General features: G+C 72.8%; 13 protein-coding genes. 3 read left to right on the top strand and 10 right to left on the bottom strand.

The features are described from left to right. Nucleotides 1-49 precede the first annotated feature (49 nt). Nucleotides 50-1,540: a regulator gene (locus KK483_RS08750; RefSeq protein WP_262004643.1), complete on the top strand. Its 1,491-nt coding sequence runs from the start codon at nt 50-52 to the stop codon at nt 1,538-1,540. Nucleotides 1,541-1,874: 334 nt separating this feature from the next. On the opposite strand, the gene KK483_RS08745 is transcribed toward KK483_RS08750, so the two are convergent. The 4 genes from KK483_RS08745 to KK483_RS08730 form a co-directional block, all read right to left on the bottom strand. Beyond that, nucleotides 1,875-4,103 carry an alpha-L-fucosidase gene (locus KK483_RS08745; protein WP_262004642.1) on the bottom strand — a complete coding sequence of 743 codons (2,229 nt, stop codon included), beginning with the start codon at nt 4,101-4,103 and terminating at the stop codon, nt 1,875-1,877. Beyond that, the gene (locus KK483_RS08740) at nt 4,100-6,337 is read right to left on the bottom strand and encodes a family 20 glycosylhydrolase (protein WP_262004641.1); all 2,238 of its coding nucleotides are present in this window, start codon (nt 6,335-6,337) and stop codon (nt 4,100-4,102) included. The genes KK483_RS08745 and KK483_RS08740 overlap by 4 nt, the downstream gene beginning before the upstream one ends. Nucleotides 6,338-6,440: 103 nt before the next feature. Further along, on the bottom strand, nt 6,441-7,796 hold the full coding sequence (locus KK483_RS08735) for an FAD-dependent oxidoreductase (RefSeq protein WP_262004640.1): 1,356 nt from the start codon (nt 7,794-7,796) through the stop codon (nt 6,441-6,443). Nucleotides 7,797-9,006: 1,210 nt separating this feature from the next. Further along, the gene (locus KK483_RS08730; protein ID WP_262004639.1) at nt 9,007-9,927 is read right to left on the bottom strand and encodes a TIGR01777 family oxidoreductase; all 921 of its coding nucleotides are present in this window, start codon (nt 9,925-9,927) and stop codon (nt 9,007-9,009) included. A gap of 35 nt (nt 9,928-9,962) precedes the next feature. Between KK483_RS08730 and KK483_RS08725 the strand changes: the two genes are divergently transcribed. Continuing rightward, complete coding sequence (locus KK483_RS08725) at nt 9,963-10,481, top strand: GNAT family N-acetyltransferase (RefSeq protein WP_262004638.1); 519 nt, start codon at nt 9,963-9,965, stop codon at nt 10,479-10,481. Nucleotides 10,482-10,506: 25 nt separating this feature from the next. Here KK483_RS08725 and KK483_RS08720 read toward each other — a convergent pair whose 3' ends face one another. Continuing rightward, the gene (locus KK483_RS08720; protein WP_262009403.1) at nt 10,507-11,025 is read right to left on the bottom strand and encodes a DUF4240 domain-containing protein; all 519 of its coding nucleotides are present in this window, start codon (nt 11,023-11,025) and stop codon (nt 10,507-10,509) included. Nucleotides 11,026-11,135: 110 nt separating this feature from the next. On the opposite strand from KK483_RS08720, the gene KK483_RS08715 reads away from it, so the two are divergent. After that, nucleotides 11,136-12,056, top strand: coding sequence for an SDR family oxidoreductase (locus KK483_RS08715; RefSeq protein WP_262004637.1), 921 nt, complete (start codon nt 11,136-11,138; stop codon nt 12,054-12,056). On the opposite strand, the gene KK483_RS08710 is transcribed toward KK483_RS08715, so the two are convergent. The 5 genes from KK483_RS08710 to lpdA form a co-directional block, all read right to left on the bottom strand. Then, nucleotides 12,047-13,015 (bottom strand): YafY family protein, encoded by a 969-nt coding sequence (locus tag KK483_RS08710; protein WP_262004636.1) that lies wholly within the window; start codon nt 13,013-13,015, stop codon nt 12,047-12,049. The two genes, KK483_RS08715 and KK483_RS08710, sit on opposite strands and share 10 nt — an antisense overlap. Before the next feature lie 116 nt (nt 13,016-13,131). Next, nucleotides 13,132-15,825 carry a pyruvate dehydrogenase (acetyl-transferring), homodimeric type gene (aceE, locus tag KK483_RS08705; protein WP_262004634.1) on the bottom strand — a complete coding sequence of 898 codons (2,694 nt, stop codon included), beginning with the start codon at nt 15,823-15,825 and terminating at the stop codon, nt 13,132-13,134. A 635-nt stretch (nt 15,826-16,460) separates the two neighbouring features. Further along, nucleotides 16,461-17,084, bottom strand: a complete 624-nt coding sequence (locus KK483_RS08700) for a GntR family transcriptional regulator (RefSeq protein ID WP_262004633.1) — start codon at nt 17,082-17,084, stop codon at nt 16,461-16,463. A gap of 109 nt (nt 17,085-17,193) precedes the next feature. Then, the gene (gene sucB, locus KK483_RS08695; protein ID WP_262004632.1) at nt 17,194-18,984 is read right to left on the bottom strand and encodes a 2-oxoglutarate dehydrogenase, E2 component, dihydrolipoamide succinyltransferase; all 1,791 of its coding nucleotides are present in this window, start codon (nt 18,982-18,984) and stop codon (nt 17,194-17,196) included. Nucleotides 18,985-19,084: 100 nt separating this feature from the next. Further along, nucleotides 19,085-20,473 carry a dihydrolipoyl dehydrogenase gene (lpdA, locus tag KK483_RS08690; protein WP_262004631.1) on the bottom strand — a complete coding sequence of 463 codons (1,389 nt, stop codon included), beginning with the start codon at nt 20,471-20,473 and terminating at the stop codon, nt 19,085-19,087. Nucleotides 20,474-20,658: the final 185 nt, after the last annotated feature.

Raw genomic sequence — 20,658 nt, 5'->3', positions numbered from 1 at the left:
GCTGCGAGGGCCGCACCCCGGGCCCGGAAGTCAGGAGACCGCACAGCTGATGACGGAACGACCTCCGCAGCGCACCCCCAACCGCCAGCTTGCCGCGCTCATCGCGGAGGCCGGGTTCTCCAATGCGGGGCTGGCCCGCCGGGTCGACCAGCTCGGCCTGGAGCACGGCCTCGACCTGCGGTACGACAAGACGTCGGTGACCCGCTGGCTGCGCGGGCAGCAGCCGCGCGGCACCACGCCCGCGCTGATCGCCGAGGTCTTCACCCGGCGGCTCGGCCGCCGGCTGTCCGCGCAGGACCTCGGGCTCGACGCCTGCGCTCCCGTGTACGCGGGGCTGGAGTTCGCGGCCACGCCCGAGGAGGCCGTGGACATCGTCAGCGGGCTGTGGCGCAAGGACTCCGGCAGCCACGCCGAGCTGCGGAAGATCGCGTTCACGCCGGCGGGTCTGGTCGTGCCGAGCCGGGACTGGCTGATCGGCCGCGCCGACGAGCGGGTCGGCCGCACCGACCCGGCCGTCGCCACCGCCACGGCCGCCACCACCGCCACTGCCGCCGACCGGCGGGGCGGCTCGGTGCGGGTGCCCGCGCAGGGGCGCGCCGCCGTGCCGCGGCAGCGCGGCACCGACCGCGCTCCCGGGCAGCGGGTGACGCCCGGGGACATCTCCGCGCTGCGCTCGGTCGGCGAGCTCTTCCGCACCCTCGACCAGGCGTACGGCGGCGGGCACGCCCGGCAGGCCCTCGTGCGCTACCTGGAGCACGAGGCCGAGCCGATGCTGCGGGGCACATACGGCGAGACGACGGGACGGCGGCTGTTCGCGGCCGCCGCCGACCTGACCCGGCTCGCGGGCTGGACGTCGTACGACATCGCGGCGCACGGCCTCGCCCAGCGGTACTTCGTGCAGGCGCTGCGGCTCGCGCAGGCGGCGGGGGACCGGGCGTACGGGGCGTACGTCCTGGTGACGATGGCCCGGCAGGCCGTCTACCTGGGCCACGGACGGGAGGCCGTCCAGCTCGCCCGCGTCGCCCAGCAGGGCGTCGGCACCTCGGCCCCGCCGGGCGTCCAGGCGCTCCTCCACGCGGTGGAGGCGCGCGGGCACGGCGTCCTCGGCGAGGTCCGGGCGTGCACGGGCTCGCTCGTACGGGCCGAGCGGGCGCTGGGGGAGGCACGGCCGGGCGACGACGTCCCGCACTGGGCGCGCTTCTTCGACGAGGCGCAGCTGGCGGACGAGTTCGCGCACTGCCACCGCGACCTCCAGCAGTACCGGGCCGCGGTCCAGCACGCGGAGCGCTCGCTGCACCTGCGCGCGCCCGGCTTCGCACGCAGCCGGCTCTTCTGCCGCGTGGTCCTGGCCACGGCCAGGCTCGGTCTCGGCGAACTGGACCAGGCATGCGCCCTCGGCGCGGAGGCGGCGCAGCAGGCATCGGAGATGCGGTCGGCACGGGCGACCGAGTACGTGCGCGAGTTCGAGCGCCGTCTGGAGCCGTACCGGGACGCGGGCGCGGTCCGGACGTACCGCGACCGCGTCGCCGCGATCGGCTGACACGGCCGCGCGGGCGGCGGCGTTCCGCGCCGCCCGGGCCTGCCGTCCGCCCTGGGCCTGCCGTCCGCCCTGGGCCTGTGGTCCTGGGCCGGGCCTGCGGTCCTGGGCCGCGCTGTCGCGCTCGGGCTGCGTGCCCCTGGCCGCGTCTTCGAAGTCCCGTCTGCCCGGCGGCGTCCGGCACGCTCGCCCGGAGCTCGCGCCTGGGAGGTGCCCCCACCGCATGGACTCCCTCCTCCGTCTGGCGAGCACAGGCACCCAGACGCCGCAGGGCCCGCCCTTCGGGCGCGACGCTCCTTCGCAGACCCTGCCTAGGGCCCCTGCCTAGGGCCCCTGCCTAGGGCCGCGTGCCGCGGACCTGGACCTCCGCCAGGGTGAGCGGGTTCGTCGGGTGGGCGAGCTGGATGCGGACGTGGCGCCCCGTGGTGCCCGGCGGGAGGGCGACCGTGGTCGGGCGGCCCGCCTGCGCCGGGACGTGGATCGCCGTCACCCCCGGGGCCGACCGGGCCTCGTCCAGGGAGTCGGCCGTGATCGGGGCGTCCGACGTCAGGACCCAGAAGTCCTTCAGACGGTCGGCGCAGCAGTCGGTCCGGTTCCAGACCTGCACCTCGTCCAGCTGCTCGCTCGCGCCGAGGTCCACCTGCCACCACGCCTGCCGCGACGGCTCGGCCGTGTGCGACACCGAGCGGTTGAAGAAGGCCCCGTCCGTGGTGCCGTCCACCGCGCGCGAGGCCGGGGCGTCGTAGCCCGTCGACTGCTGGGTGGCCGGCCGTCCCTTCGCCAGGTTCTCCTTGGCGACGGTCACCGTCACCTTCGTGGTCGAGGTCAGCCGCCCGTGCCGCAACGTGACGTCCAGCGTGTACGTGCCCGACGGCGCCGAAGCCGGCGGGGCCACCGTGAAGGGGACCTTCGCGTCGGCCCCCGGACCGAGCGGCTTCAGCACGGTCGACGACGGAGTGACCGTCCACCCCTCGGGAGCCGACAGCCGCAGCCCGGTCGAAGGGGCCGTGCGCCGCGCCGTGTTGGTGACCGTGAGGCTGCCGTCCACCGGGCGCCCCGGGTTCAGCTCCTGCGGCAGCTCCGTCCGCGTACGGACCAGGCTGTGCACGCCCGGCGTCACCACCTTGAAGACGTACGCGTGCCCGCCCGTCTCCTCGGGGGTCCGCACGACGACCCGGCCCTGCGCGTCCCGGTGCCACCGCAGCTGGCCGGCGTCCGAGCCGAGCAGCGTGATCCGGGAACCCGCCGTCACCGGGGTGTCGGAGCCCAGGGTGAGCTCCGCGCCGGGCCATGTCAGCGCGGTCGCGTACAGGGCGCCGTCCTTGACCGTGTAGCGGACGTCGTCGTCGCCGGACGGCTCCTCGGCGTGGTGCCAGTACGTCGTCCCGTAGACCGCCTCACCGTTCGTCCGCAGCCACGCCCCCATGTCGAGCAGCCGCTGCCGCTGGATCTCCGGGATCGTGCCGTCCGCGCGCGGGCCCACGTCGAGCAGCAGGTTGCCGTTCTTGCTGACGATGTCGACGAGCGAGTCGACGAGTTCGTCGGAGGTCAGATGGTCCTCCTCCGGCTCGTTCTGGTTGTAGCCGTAGGAGTGCGCGATACCGCGGCTCGCCTCCCACTTGTTCGGGTCGATGTCCGGCTTGACCGTGTACTCGGGCGTCTGGAAGTCGAGTTCCGTGGAGTCCAGCGCACCGGTCTCGATCTTGCAGCGGTTGGCGACCGCGACCTCCTTCGGCCTCGGGCGGTTCTTCGCCTTGTTGTAGTAGTCGGCGAGGACGGGCGCCGTCTTCCAGTACGAGGCGGGCTTCTCCCACTGGCCGTCGCACCACAGCACATCGGGGTCGTAACGGTCGATCAACTCCCGCATCTGCGGGGCCATGTAGTCACCGACGTAGTCGCCCACGGCCGGGGCCCCGGTGTACGGGACCGTCGCGCCCGTGTACGGGTTGGTCACCGGGCGCCCGGTGTAGGACGGGTTGAACCACTCGTAGAGCGAGTAGTAGAAGCCTGCCTTGAGCTGCTCGCCCTGGCCGGGCCTGCGGGCGGCGGCGAACAGCTCGCCCGCGAGGTCACGCTTCGGGCCGAGGTCGACGGTGTCGCGGCCGGAGACCGCGGAGTCGTACAGCGCGACGCCCTCGTGGTGCTTGGAGGTGAGGACGAAGTACTTCGCCCCGGCGTCCTTGAACAGCTTCACCCAGGCGTCCGGGTCGTACTTCTCGGCCTTCCACTGCCCGATGAACTCGTCGTAGTCGGCGTCCGCGCCGTACGTGTCCCGGTGGTGGGCGTTGGTCGGGCTGCCGGGGGAGTTCATGTAGTTCCAGTACCACTCGGCATAGCTGCCGCGCAGGCCCCAGGCGGGCACCGAATAGGCGCCCCAGTGGATGAAGATGCCGAACTTGTCGTCCTCGAACCAGCGGGGTGTGGGATGGCTGTTGAGGGACTCGACGGTCGGCTCGTAGTCCTTGTCCTTGCCCTTGCCTTTGCTCTCGGCGCCGGCCTGTGGCGTCAGGAGCAGGGCTGTGCAGGCGGCGAGTGCCGCCGCAGCGACGGTACGGGTGCGTCTCACGGTGCGTCCTTTCCGTAGAGGTCGCGGACCTGGCCGGGGCTCAGCGCCTCGTCCCAGGTGAGGAGTTCATCGAGATCGCCGCGGAGGCTCGCCTTCTCCGTGCCGATGGAGCGCAGCGGCAGCGGGATCGACGCGTCGACGGTCCCGATGCGCTCGCCGTCGGCGTACAGGGAGGTGCGGCCCGGCTCGGCCACCCAGGTCAGCCGGGTCCAGCGGTCGAGCGGGAGCGTGTAGGGGAAGGAGTGGTCGGCGGCGCCGTAGCGGGTGAAGCCGACCTGCCCGGTGCCGTACTGCATCAGCTTGAGCGCGCCCGCCTTCGAGCTGAGCAGCACCTGGTCGGCGGTGCGGGCGGTGGGACGTACGCGGACGGACACCGTCCATGGCTCGGCGGTGTCGAGGCCGCCGAAACCGACGCCGTCCCGGTCGTGGTCGAACCGCCAGGCGCCCCCTTGTGCACCGTCGCCGTCGACCTGCGTGGGGTTGTTGATGATGTACGAGGTGCCGGGCAGGGCGCCGGCCGTGTCCGCCGCGTACAGGGTGTTGCCGGGGCTGCCCGCGTACGTCCAGCCGCTCGGGTACGGGGCCGGGTCGAAGGTCCAGCGGTGGCTGGGGCGGCCGTCGTCGGTGCGGGGCGCCGCGGGGGCCGGGCGGATACCGGGAGGGTCGCCGATGCGGGCGACGAGGGCGCGGAAGTCCGCGACGGTGCCCGGCGTGGGCGAGGCGTTCCAGGCGCGGTCGGCGAGGATCGCGCGGGCGCCCGCCATGTGCTGCTCGAAGTAGCCGTCGTCCGACCAGAAGTTGTAGTCCGCCCAGTTGACCAGGCCGGAGCCGAGCATGTCGGGAGCGGTGCTCGGGGCCCAGGTGTCGTACATCCAGGGCTCGTCCGGGTAGAGGTGGTGGTAGTTGTTCGGGGTGACGTAGAAGGGCCCGATGGCGATCTCGTCATGGCCCGGAATGGCCGGCTCCGCGCCGGTGCCCTCCCAGGTGATGAAGACGACCGGGCCGTGGACCGTCTGCTGGGGCGCGGCGAGATGCTCGGAGCCGTTGTAGACGGCGGTGCGCTTGCCGTGGCGCGTCACCACGTCGTCGAGGGTGTTGATGTAGCGGTTGAGGAGATCGCCGAGCGTGCTGACGTCCGGGTCGGCGGCCAGGAAGTCCTTCACGCGCGGGCAGTCGGCGAGCTGGCCGGGCACCTCCTCGGCACCGATGGAGAAGAGCGGGGCGTCGAACCAGCCCGCGAACTCGTCCACGATCTCCTTCGTCTTCGCGACCGCCCGCTCGCTGGTCATGTCGACGATCCAGTCGGCGGTGAGGTGCGAGTGCGTGTGCGCGCCGGTGCACGGGGCGGAGCCGGTTCCGTTGTCCGCGCCGAAGCCGATGCCGAACGCCTCGCTGATGACGGTCGCATGGCCGGGGACCTCGATGCCGGGCATCAGCTGCACGTGGTGGCGGGCCGCGAAGGTCTTGAGGCGCTCGATGTCGGCGCGGCTGTAGCTGTGGTCGGGGTCGGCGAGGCCGGGGAACCTCGGGCTGTACAGCCGGAAGCCCTCCGACTCGGACAGATGCAGGAAGAGCGTGTTGAGCTTCTGGTCGCCCATCCTGCGGATGAGGTTCTCCAGATACGGGATCTGCCAGTACTTGCGGCCCGCGTCGAGATGGACCATGCGGACGGACTGGGCGGGCCGGTCGGCGGCGCGGGCGCGCGGGAGCGCACGGTGGCCCGGGTCGGTGGCGCGCAGCAGCTGGAGGAGGGTACGGGTGCCGTAGAAGAGGCCGTGGGTGGAGGCGGCCTCGACGGTGACGGCACCGGTGGTGTCGAGGCGGTGGCCCTCCGGGCCGAGTCCGGTGTCCGTCAGCCGGACAACGATGTCGCCCGGGGCGGGGCGCCGGTCGTGGGCGATACGGGGCGTCAGACCGCTGACGGCCGCGAGCTCGGTGCGGAGCTGCTCGGCCAGCGCACGCACCGACTGCCGGGCGGGCCCGGGGAGTTCGGCACGGCCGGAGGGGAGCGCGGTGGCCGCTGCGGTGCGCGGGTCGATCAGGATCCGGGTGCGGGGGGTCAGGGCGGTACGGCCGCCGAGATCCGTCCATTCGGTCGGGCGGGGAACGACGGGCGGGGGCGGTGCGGCACCTCCGGCCCGGTCGACCGCGGCGACCGACGGGGTGAGAGATCCGATGACCAGGCTCAGGGTGAGAGCGAGTACGGACAGGGCTCGGGGCAACACTCGGCGCACTACTGCCTCCCGGCATCAGGGGACACGGGGACCGTAGTGCGGTGTCGTACCGCTGACAAGAGATACGTCGGATGTATCGAGTGGCCGCGTTGCGCCGCTCGCCCTATGCGGCGGCCGCGCTGAAGGACTCGGCGGCCAACTCCGGCCGGATCCCGAAATCACGCAGGATCGCGTGCGCCGCCCTGCGGCCCGAGAACATCGCGCCCTGCACCGTGCTCGTGTCCCGGTGGTCACCGCACACGTACAGCCCCGCCAGCATCCGGACCGAGCGCCGCAGATCGTGCGGCGGGGGCATCGCGGGCACGGCCTCCGGGTCATGGTGCAGGGCCAACAGCTCCCACTCGTCGGTGGGCGCGCCGTACACCCCGGCGAGCTGGGCGCGTACGCGGCGGTCCAGGTCGGCGCAGGGGCGGCCGAGCACCGTCGAAGTGATGAGCGCGCGGCCGTGCGGGGCGCGGGAGGGATCCACCTCGCTCATCACCGCGGTGTGCGAGACGGGGCCGGTGCGGTCGGCGTCCAGGAGCAGCGCCGGCCCGCTCAACGGGGCGGCGGGTGCGGTGTGGTGCAGCACCGTCACGGGGTGGAACGCGGGCACGCGCAGGCCGGGCAGCAGGGCGGCCGCGGCGCGCGCGCCGGTCGCCAGGAGCAGCGAACGGCAGCTGACGGTGCCGTGCTCCTCGGTGGCGACGGAGCTGATCGAGGCATCCGTGACCCGCACGCCGGTGCGGACCGTGCCGGGCGGAAGAGCCGCCGCGAGCAGCGCGGGCAGCGCGGCGGCGCCACCGGCCGGTACGCACAGACCGCCCTGGGCGAACGCGCGCAGCGTCAGGTCCGCGACGCGGCTGGAGGTGGTCAGCTCCGGGTCGCACAGCAGGGCGGAGAGCAGAGGGCGGAGGAAACCGTTGACGCTGCGCGCCGGGAAGCCGCGGGCGTCCAGAGCGTCCAGGGCCGGCAGCTCGGGGCGGGCGAGCAGGCGCCGCGGCGTAGTGGCGGCGAGCCGGCCCAGCGCGGTGGCGAGCCGGGCCTGCTCGAAGGCTTCGCCGAGCGCGAGGGGGGTGCGGGGGGCGCTCGCGAGGGCGCGTGCGGCGGTGAGCGCGGTGCGTGCGCCGAGCGTGCTGCCGCCGAGGGGGGTGCGGGCGCCGCGTGCGCTCCGCAGTGCGCCCGCGCGGTGGTGGCGGCCCCCGCTGTGCACGAGCACACCCGGCGCGAACGCGCGGAGTTCGAGCCCGGCGAGGCCCGGGGTGCGGCGGAGCTCGGGATACGAGGCGCTGACCACCTGCCCGATCCGGTCGAGCAGGAACCCGTCGACCCGGTCCGTGGCCATCCGCCCCCCGACGGTGGGGGCCGCCTCCAGGACGGTGACCGTGACCCCCGCGCTGGTCAGCTGATGAGCCGCCGACAGGCCGGCGACACCGGCCCCGACGATGACGACGTCCACGTGGCGTGCGCTGCTGAGCACGTGCCCCTCCCCGAGGTCGGCGCGGCCGGTGTGGGCCTCTTTCCCCCAACGGACCGGCACAATGCGGAAGTCCGGGTGGAGAGTAGAAACCCTGCGGGTTGCGCCCCGCCAGGGGGACGGGTGGTCGCGCGGGGGCACGGGGTCGCACGCGTGTGCGCCCTGCGCGGTGTTTTTGTCCTCAAGCGCCGGACGGGCTGGGGTGTCGGTGTCACCCGGTGTCGGGTTGGCACCCGGTGTTTTCTGTCCTCAGGCGCCGGACGGGCTGGGTGTGTTGGGGTTGCCCGGTGGCGGGTGGTTGCCGTCCGGGTGGCGCTGCGGGGCTCGTGTTCGGGACGGCATGCTGTGCTTTTCCGGGGGACACCCCCGGACCCCCGTACGGCACGCCGCCCGGGGTTGTGTAGGTGCCGTGCGTGTTGCGTGCCACAAATCACGCTTGAGTGTCCCGAACCCGACCCCTCCGCGCCCCCCGGGTCAGGTCACCGGTGGTGGCCGACCCCGGCGGTCGGGTTGTGCCCACCCGTTCCGCCCTGCGGAATGCCTGCCCACGAACCAGGTGGCCACCTCGCGGTTTGTGGGCAGTCGTCCCGCTGGGGGTCCCCCCCAGGACGAAGTCCTAGGGGGAGGGACAGGTGGGCACAAACCGCCCACCGGCCCGCACGCGGCGAACGACCCGCGGGTGCGACACCCACCCACTCACCCGCGCCCGGCGGGCGACCTCGGGGCGGGGCCGTGCAGGGTCGGCCCCGCAGGAGGTGGCGGCAGGCACCGGGTTCGCAACCCGACAAAACCTGTAGGCCGCCGCCTCCGAGGAGTCGAGCCCGGAGGGGCCCCGCCCCGGACCACCCACCGGACACACCCCCAGCCCGTCCGGCGTTTGAGGACAAGGACCCCGGGTGCTGACCCGGCGCTGGGCGACGCCGCGCACCCCCAGCCTGTCCGGCGTTTGAGGACAAGGACCCCGGGTGCTGACCCGGCGCTGGGCGACGCCGCGCACCCCCAGCCTGTCCGGCGTTTGAGGACAAGAGCCGCGGGTGCTGACCCGGCGCTGGGCGACGCCGCGCACCCCCAGCCTGTCCGGCGTTTGAGGACAAGAGCCCTGGGTGCTGACCCGGCGCTGGGCGACGCCGCGCACCCCCAGCCTGTCCGGCGTTTGAGGACAAGAACCCCGGGTGCCCACCCGGCATACGGCAACACCGCACCCCGCGCCGCGTCAGCCCATCGCCGCGCGGATCGCCGCGTCGATCGAGGGGTGGGCGAAGGTGAAGTCCGAGTCGAGGAGCTTCTTGGGCAGCACCCGCTGGCTGCCCAGCACGTCCTCCGCGAATTCCCCCAGCGCCACCCGCAGCGCGAACCGCGGCACCGTGAACGGCGTCGGGCGTCGCAGCACGCGGCCCATCGCCTCCGTGACCTCACGGTTCGTCAGCGGTGTCGGCGCCGTCAGATTGACCGGGCCCGACAGCTCCGCCGTGTCGACGATGTGGCGCAGTGCCGCGACCTCGTCGTGCAGGGAGATGTAGCTCCAGTACTGGCGGCCGTTGCCGAGCCGCCCGCCCAGCCCCGCCCGGAAGATGGGGAAGAGCCGCCCCCACGCCCCGCCCTCGCGCGCGACCACCAGCCCGGTGCGGGCGAAGGCGACCCGGATGCCCGCCTCCTCGGCGGGGGCCGCCGCGGCCTCCCACTCCTCGCAGAGCGACGCGAGGAAGCCCGCGCCCGGCGGGGCGCTCTCGTCGACGGCCCGGTCGCCCGTGTCGCCGTAGTAGCCGACCGCGGTCCCGCAGACCAGCACCCGCGGCGGGGTCTCCAGTGAGGCCACGGCCTCCGCGATCGCGGCCGTGCCGAGGACCCGGCTGTCGCGGAGCTCCTTCTTGTACGCCTCCGTCCACCGGTGGTCGCCGACGCCCGCGCCCGCCAGGTGGACGACGGCGTCGCAGCCGTCGAGGCCGGCCGCGTCGACGTACTGCCGGGCCGGGTCCCACTCCACCTCGTCCGCCCCGCGCGCGGCCCGCCGCACGAGCCGCACCACCTCGTGCCGTTCCTCGGAGCCTTCGGCCCGGGAGGTGCCCCCGGCCGTCAGCGATCGGACAAGTGCCGTACCGATGAGCCCGCTGGAGCCCGTGACCGCAATGCGCATGCGTCACATCCTGCCCCCATGGCACAGTGGCCGTCATGACCGACCCCGGCACGCCGCCCGCTGCGATACGTCCGGCCCGCGCCTGCGACGACGCCCCGCTCGGGGAGCTGGACCGGGCGACCTGGTCCACGCTGCACTCCGTACAGCCCCGCCCGATGCCTCCGTACAGGCCGTTCTTCGACGGGAACCACCCGCCCGAGGGCTATCTGGTCGCGGAGGCGGACAAGGGGGACGGCGAGCTCGGGGTCGCCGGGTACGTCCGCGTCGTTCCCCCCTCCTCGCTCGCCTGCAACCAGCACGTCCGCCAGATCCAGGGCATCAGCGTGGCCGACTGGGCCCGCGGCCGCGGCGTGGGACGGGCGCTGCTGCGGGCCGCGGCCGACGAGGCACGGCGGCAGGGCGCGGTCCGCATCACCCTGCGGGTGCTCGGCCACAACACGCCCGCCAGACGGCTGTACGAGTCGGAGGGGTACGTCGTCGAGGGCGTCCTGCCCGGCGAGCTCTTCCTCGCCGGGAGGTACGTCGACGACGTCCTGATGGGCCGTTCCCTCTGACCGCGGCACGGCACCCCGGCACGGCCTACATCCCGAAGCGCTCCCACAGCGCCGGGAAGCGCTCGGCCAGCGCCCGGTCGTCGTCGAAGTCGAACGGTGTGCCCTCCGGCTCCGCCGTCTGCGGGGGAATCCCCAGATCGGGTGCGACCGCTCCGGTGAGCTGCTCGTACGCCTCGTCCGCCGCGTACCCCAGCTCCTCCCCGTCCCCGTCTATCTCCTCGTCGAAGTCGTCGAGGAGGTCGGCGAGCGAATCGGGGTCGTGCACCGCGCCCTCGAAGACCTCCCGCCCCTGGCCGATGAGCCAGCAGCGGAAGTAGTCGAAGGCGTCGTCGCTCGCGCCGCCGAGCAGGACCGCCGCCGCGCCCCACAGGTCCCAGCGGTACGCGCGGTTGTAGCGCGCCTCGAAGTGCCGGGCGAAGTCCAGGACGGAATCGGGATCGAGTTGCAGCAGCCGTTCGACGAGCAGGTCGGCATGGTCCTCGGGGTCGCCCTCGGCGGCCTCGCGAGTGCTGTCGATGATCTCCCAGAACTCCGTCTCGTCCATCACGGCACAAGCATCGGGGTTTGCGCAGGGCGGCGCACGTGGAGCCGCCGAAATGCTGCCTTTCGGAAATGTGGACAGAGGGTGTCGCATTTGCGTGCGACTCTCGCACCATGACGACCGACACGGCACTGCAGGGGAAGATCGCGCTGGTCGCGGGCGCGACACGGGGCGCGGGCCGCGCCATCGCCGTCCAACTGGGCGCGGCGGGCGCGACGGTCTATGTGACCGGGCGTACGACGAAGGAACACACCAGCGAGGTCGGGAGGGCGACGGAGACGATCGAGGAGACGGCGCAGCTCGTCACCGAAGCCGGCGGCACGGGCATCGCCGTGCCGGCCGACCATCTGGACGTGGGGCAGGTGCGCTCGCTGGTCGCCCGGATCGACCGCGACCACGGGCGGCTCGACATCCTCGTCAACGACGTCTGGGGCGGCAACCACCTCCTCGTCTGGAACACCAGGATGTGGGACACCGACCTGGCGGACGGACTGCGCATGCTGGAACTCGGCGTCCGCAGCCACGTCATCACCAGCAGCTGCGCCCTGCCGCTGCTGGTCCGCAACCCCGGCGGCCTCGTCGTCGAGGTCACCGACGGCACGGCCGCGTCCAACCGGCGCTTCCGCGAGAACTTCTACTACGACCTCGCCAAGAACGCCCCGATCCGGATGGCCTTCACACTCGGCGAGGACCTGAAGGACACCGGCTGCACCGCGGTCTGCGTCACCCCCGGCTACCTACGCTCCGAGCAGATGCTGGACGCCTTCGGCGTACGGGAGGACAACTGGCGGGACGCGGTCGCCGAGCGGCCGCACTTCGCCATCTCCGAATCACCCGTGTACGTGGGCCGGGCCGTCGCCGCCGTCGCCGCCGACCCGGAGCGGGCGCGGTGGAACGGGCAGTCGCTCTCCAGCGGACAGCTCGCCAGGGCGTACGGCTTCACCGACGTGGACGGCAGCAGGCCGGACGCCTGGGCGTACTTCGAGGAGGTCGAGTACGGCGGCAAGGACGCGCCGGCGGACGCCTACCGCTGAGCCTCCCCGTACACGCCGTGCATACGGGCGGCGGCCTCCGCGAAGCGGGCGCGGAGGCCGGCGGGCTCCAGCACCTCCAACCCGGCTCCGAGACCGAAGAGCTGATCGAACGCCACCTCCTCCGACTCGACCGGCAGCGTGAGCGTCACCCGGCCGCGCCGGTCCGGCGGGCCCGCGGACTTCAGCGCCTCGCGGGCCGCGGCGCGGTCGGTGACGTACGGGAGCCGGGCGGCGCCGTCCGGGGAGAGCCGTACGACGATCTCGGCGCGCAGGATCGAGCGGGCGAACTGCGCGGCGCGCGCCTCCCAGAAGGCGGGCAGATCGAAGGTCTCGTCCCGCTCGAAGCGCTCGTCGGTGAGGGCGACGGCGCCGAACCGGTCGATCCGGTAGACCCGGAACGACCTGCGATCGGCGCGTGCGCACAGATACCAGACCCCGGCCTTCAGGACGAGCCCGTACGGCTCCAGCTCCCGCTCGGCGTCCCGGTAGCGCGCGGCGACCACCCGGTCGTCCCACACCGCCTCCGCGACCGCGGGAAGGAGCGCGGGCGCCTCCGGTTCCTGGTACCAGCCGGGGGCGTCCAGATGGAACCGCTGCGCCGCCGACCGCGAGGCGTCCTTCAGCGACGGGAGCAGGGCGGCGGACACCTTGAGCCGCGCGGCCGACGCGGCGTCCTCCAGGCCCATTTCGCGCAGCGCGCGCGGCAGCCCGGACAGGAACAGCGCCTCCGCCTCGGTCCTCGCCAGCCCGGTCAGCCGGGTCCGGTACCCGCCGACCAGCCGGTACCCACCGGCCCGCCCACGGTCCGCATACACCGGAACGCCCGCCTCCGACAGCGCGAGCGCGTCCCGGGTGATGGTCCGCTCGGAGACCTCGAGCTCCTGGGCGAGCTCGGCTGCGGTCATCGAAGGCCGTGACTGGAGGAGCAGAACCATCTTGATGAGCCGGGCAGCGCGCATGCGGGCCATTGTCCCGGGGAGCGCACCCCGTGCGCCCCCGCGCGGCCCGTCCGACTCCGTGTCCCCCGGACATGCCGGAGGGGGCTCCGGATCGGAGCCCCCTCCGGCGGCCTCGGTCAGAGACCGTAGCGCTCGCGGGCGTCCTTCACCGCGGAGGCCGGGACCTCGCCGCGGCGGGCGAGCTGGGCCAGGGCGGCGACCACGATCGACCGGGCGTCGACGCCGAAGTGGCGGCGGGCCGCCTCACGGGTGTCCGACAGGCCGAAGCCGTCCGCACCGAGCGAGGACCAGTCCTGCTCCACCCACTGGGCGATCTGGTCCGGCACCTGGCGCATGTAGTCGCTGACCGCGAGCACCGGGCCCTCGGCGCCCTCCAGCGCCTGGCGTACGTACGGCACCCGGGACTCGCCGCGCAGGAGCGCCTCGTCGGCCTCCAGGGCGTCGCGCCGCAGCTCGGTCCAGGAGGTCGCGGACCACACGTCGGCCGTGACGCCCCACTCGGCGGCCAGCAGCTGCTGCGCCTCCAGCGCCCAGTGGATCGCCGTACCCGAGGCGAGCAGCTGGATGCGCGGGTCGCCCGCAGCGCCCTCGCCCCGCTTGAAGCGGTAGAGACCGCGGACGATGCCCTCGTCGACGCCCTCCGGCTTCGCGGGCTGCGGCATCGGCTCGTTGTAGACGGTGAGGTAGTAGAAGACGTCCGGGTCCTCGTCCGGACGGGCCTCGCCGTACATACGGCGCAGACCGTCCTTGACGATCGCCGCGACCTCGTACGCGAAGGCCGGGTCGTACGTCAGCGCCGCCGGGTTCGTCGCCGCGATCACCGGAGAGTGCCCGTCGGCGTGCTGGAGGCCCTCACCGGTCAGGGTCGTACGGCCGGCCGTGGCGCCGACGAGGAAGCCCTTGCCGAGCTGGTCGGCGAGCTGCCACATCTGGTCGGCGGTCCGCTGCCAGCCGAACATCGAGTAGAAGATGTAGAACGGGATCATCGTCTCGCCGTGCGTCGCGTAGGACGACGCCGCGGCGATGAAGTCGGCCATCGAACCGGCCTCGGTGATGCCCTCGTTGAGGATCTGGCCGTCCTTGGCCTCGCGGTAGTACATCAGCTGGTCGCGGTCGACCGGCTCGTACGTCTGGCCCTTCGGCGAGTAGATGCCGAGCGAGGGGAAGAGGCTCTCCATGCCGAAGGTGCGGGCCTCGTCCGGGACGATCGGGACCCAGCGCCTGCCGGTCTCCTTGTCGCGGATCAGGTCCTTCATCAGCCGGACGAACGCCATCGTCGTCGCGACCGACTGGCTGCCGGAGCCCTTGTCGAAGGCGGCGAACGCCTTCTCGGCGGGCGCGGGCAGCGGGGCGACCGCGTGCATCCGGCGGGCCGGGGCGGGGCCGCCGAGGGCCGCGCGGCGCTCCTGGAGGTAGCGGACCTCGGGGGAGTCCGCACCCGGGTGGCCGTAGGGCACCTGGCCGTCGGCGAAGGCCGAGTCGGCGATCGGCAGACCGAGCAGGTCGCGCATCGCCTTGAACTCGTCCACCGTCAGCTTCTTCATCTGGTGGTTGGCGTTCTTGGACGCGAAGCCCTCGCCGAGCGTGAAGCCCTTGACCGTCTGGGCCAGGATCACCGTCGGGGCGCCCTTGAACTCCAGGGCTGCCTTGTACGCGGCGTACACCTTGCGCGGCTCGTGGCCACCGCGGGACAGGTGGAAGCACTCCAGGATCTTGTCGTCGGAGAGCAGCTTCGCCATCTCGACGAGGGCGGGGTCGGCGCCGAAGAAGTCCTGGCGGATGTAGGCGGCGTCGCGGGTCTGGTACGTCTGGACCTGCGCGTCCGGGACCTCGCGGAGGCGGCGGACCAGGGCGCCCGTGGTGTCGAGCTGGATCAGCTCGTCCCAGGCGTTGCCCCAGAGCGACTTCACGACGTTCCAGCCGGCGCCGCGGAACTGGGCCTCCAGCTCCTGCACGATCTTGAAGTTGGCGCGGACCGGGCCGTCGAGGCGCTGCAGGTTGCAGTTGATGACGAAGGTCAGATTGTCCAGGCCCTCGCGGCTCGCGAGGGCGAGCGCCGCGGTCGACTCCGGCTCGTCCATCTCGCCGTCGCCGAGGAACGCCCACACGTGCGAGGCGGAGACGTCCTTGATGCCGCGGTTGGTCAGATAGCGGTTGAAGCGCGCCTGGTAGATCGCCGAGAGCGGGCCGAGGCCCATCGAGACCGTCGGGAACTCCCAGAGCCAGGGCAGCCGGCGCGGGTGCGGGTACGACGGCAGGCCGTTGCCGCCGGACTCCTGGCGGAAGTTGTCCAGGTGCGCCTCGGTGAGGCGGCCGTCGAGGAAGGCACGGGCGTAGATACCGGGGGAGGCGTGGCCCTGGATGTAGAGCTGGTCGCCGGAGCCGTCCTGCTCCTTGCCGCGGAAGAAGTGGTTGAAGCCGGTCTCGTAGAGCCAGGCCGCGGAGGCGAAGGTGGCGATGTGGCCGCCGACGCCGTACTTGGAGCCGCGGGTGACCATCGCGGCGGCGTTCCACCGGTTCCAGGCGGTGATCCGCTGCTCCATCGCCTCGTCACCGGCCGGGGCGGGCTCGGAGGCGGTGGGGATGGTGTTGACGTAGTCCGTCTCCAGAAGCTTGGGCAGATCGAGCCCGGACACACCCTCGGCGTGCTGGAGGGTCCGCCGCATCAGGTACGCGGCGCGGTGCGGGCCGGCAGCCTTCGTGACGGCGTCGAGCGAGGCCGCCCATTCGGCGGTCTCCTCGGCGTCACGGTCCGGGAGCTGGTCGAGCTCGCTCGGACGCGGAAGCTTGCTGGCTGCGGGGTCGGTCATGATCGCCGCCTTCCGGAGTGGGAGGGGGTGGAGAAAGGGCCTTTGTCTGGCAGGACGGGGCCGTGGACTGGTGAGTCCGTCGTCGACTCTAAGCTGACGATCGATGATCGATCAAAGTGTTGAGCGAAAAACTTTGCCAGATCGCCAAAGTCGGCACAGGGTGCCGCGAATCCGTGCACCCGGTGCCGTGCCGTCTGAGCGGGGCTCCGCCCCACAAGGCCCCCGTTCCCGGGCGAGTGAGCTTGCCCCTCACCGGGCGGTGTTGCACGGGGTCGGGGGTTGGCCGCTGCGCGGGGCCTTCACCCCACCCCGCCCCTTCCCGAACTGGGGCTGCGCCCCCAGACCCCCGTTCCTCGGTGGCGCTGCCCCCGAACCCCCGCGCCTCAAACGCCGGAGGGGCTGAATACGTGGGCCGACGGCCCCAGCCACGGGACCACGAGTGACGACGGCTCGCACTCGGCATCGACGCCTCGGGGTGGGGCCGTGCAGGGTCGGCCCCGCAGGAGTTGGCGGCGAGCACCGGCCGCCAACACAACAGAGGTAAGGCCGCCGATCCCGAGGAGTCGAGCCCGGAGGGGCCACACCCCGCCACCCACCGGCGAACGCCGCACCCCGGCCAACCTCCGCCGGACGCGCTACGCGCGAGGCGCGCAGCCGAGGACGTGGGCCTTGACCAGGGCACCGATCTGGGGGTCCCGGCGGCGGAAGGCCGCCACCAGCGCCTCGTGCTCCTCCGCGTAGGACTTCTGCTTCGTACCGAGCCAGCGGATCGACAGCGCCGTGAAGACCTCGATCCCCAGCCCCTCCCACGTGTGCAGCAGCACCCCGTTGCCCGCGGCCTTCACCAGCTCCCGGTGGAAGGCCACCGTGTGGCGGACCTGGGATGTTCCGTCGGCGGCGGCGTCCGCCTCGTACAGCGCCGCCACATGCGGCTCCAGCGCCGAGCAGTCGGCGGCCAGCCGCTCCGCCGCCAGCTCGGCGGCGATCTGCTCAAGGCCGGCCCGGACCGGATAGCTCTCCTCCAGGTCGGCGGCCGTCAGATTCCGTACCCGTACGCCCTTGTTGGGCGCCGACTCGATCAGCCGCAGCGACTCCAGCTCGCGCAACGCCTCCCGCACCGGCGTCTGGCTCACGGCCAGCTCCGTGGCGATGCGCCGCTCGACGATCCGCTCGCCCGGCTTCCAGCGGCCACTGACGATGCCCTCCACGATGTGCTCGCGGATCTGATCGCGCAGCGAGTGGACGACGGGCATGGTCATGGAGCGCTCCTTCGCGAAGAGAAGACCTCTAGACAATACGGCGGCGCCCCTACCTGGGAGTACTCCCGGGCAGGGGCGCCGCTCGTGAGGCTGGTTACAGCCGAGTGGTTCAGAGGCCGAGCTCGACCTCGAACTCGCCGGCCTCCAGGATCGCCTTGACCGCGGTCAGGTAGCGGGCCGCGTCGGCGCCGTCCACCAGACGGTGGTCGTAGGAGAGCGTCAGGTACGTCATGTCGCGGACGCCGATGACCGTGCCCTCCTCGGTCTCGATGACCGCGGGACGCTTGACCGTCGCGCCGATGCCCAGGATCGCGACCTGGTTCGGCGGCACGATGATCGTGTCGAACAGCGCACCGCGCGAACCGGTGTTGCTGATCGTGAAGGTCGCGCCGGCCAGCTCGTCCGGCGTGATCTTGTTGCCGCGGACCTTGCCCGCCAGCTCGGCGGTGGCCTTGGAGATACCGGCCAGGTTGAGGTCGCCCGCACCCTTGATGACCGGGGTCATCAGGCCCTTCTCGGAGTCGACGGCGATGCCGATGTTCTCCGAATCGAAGTAGGTGATGGTGCCCTCGTCCTCGTTGATCCGGGCGTTGACGACCGGGTGGGCCTTCAGCGCCTGGGCCGCGGCCTTCACGAAGAACGGCATCGGGGACAGCTTGACGCCCTCGCGGGCGGCGAACGCGTCCTTGGCCTGGGCGCGCAGCTTCATCAGCTTGGTGATGTCGACCTCGACGACCGAGGACAGCTGGGCCTGGCCGTGCAGCGCCTTCATCATGTTGTCGCCGATGACCTTGCGCATGCGGGTCATCTTGACGGTCTGGCCGCGCAGCGGGGACACCTCGAGGGCCGGGGCCTTCTTCGCGGCGGCATGGCCGGCGGCAGTCACAGCGGCGGCCGGAGCCGGGGCAGCGGCGGCGGCCTTCGCGGCCTCGGCGGCGGCGATGACGTCCTGCTTGCGGATGCGGCCACCGACACCGGTGCCCTTGACCGTGGACAGGTCGACACCGCTCTCGGCGGCGAGCTTGCGCACCAGCGGGGTGACGTACGCGCCCTCGTCGACCGGCGCGGCCGGGGACACCGCCGGGGCGGCGGGGGCGACCGCAGCCGGAGCCGCGGGAGCCGCGGGCGCGACCGGGGCGGGAGCGGCCTGGACCGGCGCGGGCGCCGGAGCCGGAGCGGCCGGAGCCGGGGCGGCGGAGGCAGCGGGCGCCGGGGCCGCAGCGGCGGGGGCCGGAGCCGGAGCCGCGGGCGCGGCCGGGGCAGCCGGAGCGGCACCCGGGGCGCCGATGACGGCGAGCTTCGCGCCGACCTCGGCGGTCTCGTCCTCGCCGACCGTGATCTCCAGCAGCACACCGGAGGTGGGCGCCGGGATCTCGGTGTCGACCTTGTCCGTGGAGACCTCGAGCAGCGGCTCGTCGGCCTCGACGGACTCGCCGACCTGCTTCAGCCAGCGGGTGACGGTGCCCTCGGTGACCGACTCGCCCAGCGCGGGCAGCACGACGTCGGTGCCTTCGGCGCCGCCCGCCGGAGCGGCGGGCGCGGCGGCGGCGGGGGCGGCGGGGGCGGCGGGGGCGGCCGGAGCCGCGGGGGCCTCGGCCACAGGCGCGGGCGCCGGAGCCTCGGCGGCGGCGGCCGGAGCCGGGGCGGCGGCAGGCGCGCCCGTGCCGTCGTCGATGATGGCCAGCTCGGCGCCGACCTCGACGGTCTCGTCCTCGGCGACCTTGATGGAGTACAGGACACCGGAGGCCGGCGCGGGGATCTCGGTGTCGACCTTGTCGGTCGACACCTCGAGCAGCGGCTCGTCGGCCTCGACGCGCTCGCCCTCGGCCTTCAGCCAGCGGGTGACGGTGCCCTCGGTGACGCTCTCGCCGAGCGCCGGAAGGGTTACGGAAACCGGCATGGTTTCGGTTCGCTCCTTACGGTGGGGTATCCCCAGCTCGCGCGAAGCGCTGAGCGAGGGGAAGTGCGGTAGTGGTCGTCGTCGCGCCCGTTGACTGAGCTCAGTCGTGGGAGTGGAGCGGCTTGCCGGCCAGAGCCAGGTGGGCCTCGCCGAGCGCCTCGTTCTGCGTCGGGTGCGCGTGGATGAGCTGCGCGACCTCGGCCGGCAGAGCCTCCCAGTTGTAGATCAGCTGGGCCTCGCCGACCTGCTCGCCCATACGGTCACCGACCATGTGGACGCCGACCACGGCACCGTCCTTGACCTGGACGAGCTTGATCTCGCCCGCGGTCTTCAGGATCTTGCTCTTGCCGTTGCCCGCGAGGTTGTACTTCAGAGCGACGACCTTGTCCGCGCCGTAGACCTCCTTGGCCTTGGCCTCGGAGAGGCCCACGGAGGCGACCTCGGGGTGGCAGTACGTCACCTTCGGCACGCCGTCGTAGTCGATCGGGACGGTCTTCAGACCGGCCAGCCGCTCCGCCACCAGGATGCCCTCGGCGAAGCCGACGTGCGCGAGCTGGAGGGTCGGGACCAGGTCGCCGACGGCCGAGATCGTCGGCACGTTGGTCCGCATGTACTCGTCGACGAGCACGTAGCCGCGGTCCATCGCGACGCCCTGCTCCTCGTAGCCCAGGCCCTGCGAGACCGGGCCGCGGCCGACGGCGACCAGCAGCACCTCGGCCTCGAAGGTCTTGCCGTCGGCGAGGGTGACCCGCACACCGTCCTCGGTGTACTCGGCCTTGTCGAAGAAGGTGCCGAGGTTGAACTTGATGCCGCGCTTGCGGAAGGCGCGCTCAAGAAGCTTCGAGCTGTTCTCGTCCTCGACCGGGACGAGGTGCTTCATCGCCTCGATGATCGTGATGTCGGTGCCGAAGGACTTCCACGCGGAGGCGAACTCGACGCCGATGACGCCGCCGCCCAGCACGATCGCGGACTTCGGCACACGGTCCAGGACCAGCGCGTGGTCGGAGGAGATGATGCGGTTGCCGTCGATGGTCAGACCCGGCAGCGACTTCGGCACGGAGCCGGTCGCGAGCAGAACGTGGCGGCCCTCGACGCGGCGGCCGTTGACGTCGACGGAGGTGGGCGACGACAGCCGGCCCTCGCCCTCGATGTACGTGACCTTGCGGGAGGCGATCAGACCCTGCAGGCCCTTGTACAGCCCGGAGATCACCTCGTCCTTGTACTTGTGGACGGCCGGGACGTCGATGCCCTCGAAGGTGGCCTTGACACCGAACTGCTCGCTCTCGCGGGCCTGGTCGGCGATCTCGCCCGCGTGCAGCAGAGCCTTGGTGGGGATGCATCCACGGTGCAGGCAGGTGCCGCCGACCTTGTCCTTCTCGATCAGGGCGACGTCCAGGCCCAGCTGCGCTCCGCGCAGTGCCGCGGCGTAGCCGCCGCTGCCACCGCCGAGGATCACTAGGTCGAAAACGGTGCTGGCGTCGTTCGCCACGTCACGTCCTCCATGCATGTGCGCCGGGCGCCGGACCCCCCTTCCCATTCGGGGGTGGACCGGCCGGTCGGCTGGTGTTCGGCCGCTTATCTTCGGCCCTGTGGTGGGGGCCCTGTCCTGCCGGGAACCCATCTTCGCACTTGTCGACGGAAGGCGGGACGCGGGGCTCTTTCTTTCGGCGGCTC

This window comes from Streptomyces sp. FIT100 (genome assembly GCF_024584805.1).
Taxonomy (GTDB): domain Bacteria; phylum Actinomycetota; class Actinomycetes; order Streptomycetales; family Streptomycetaceae; genus Streptomyces.
This window is presented reverse-complemented; position numbering and strand designations above follow the sequence as displayed.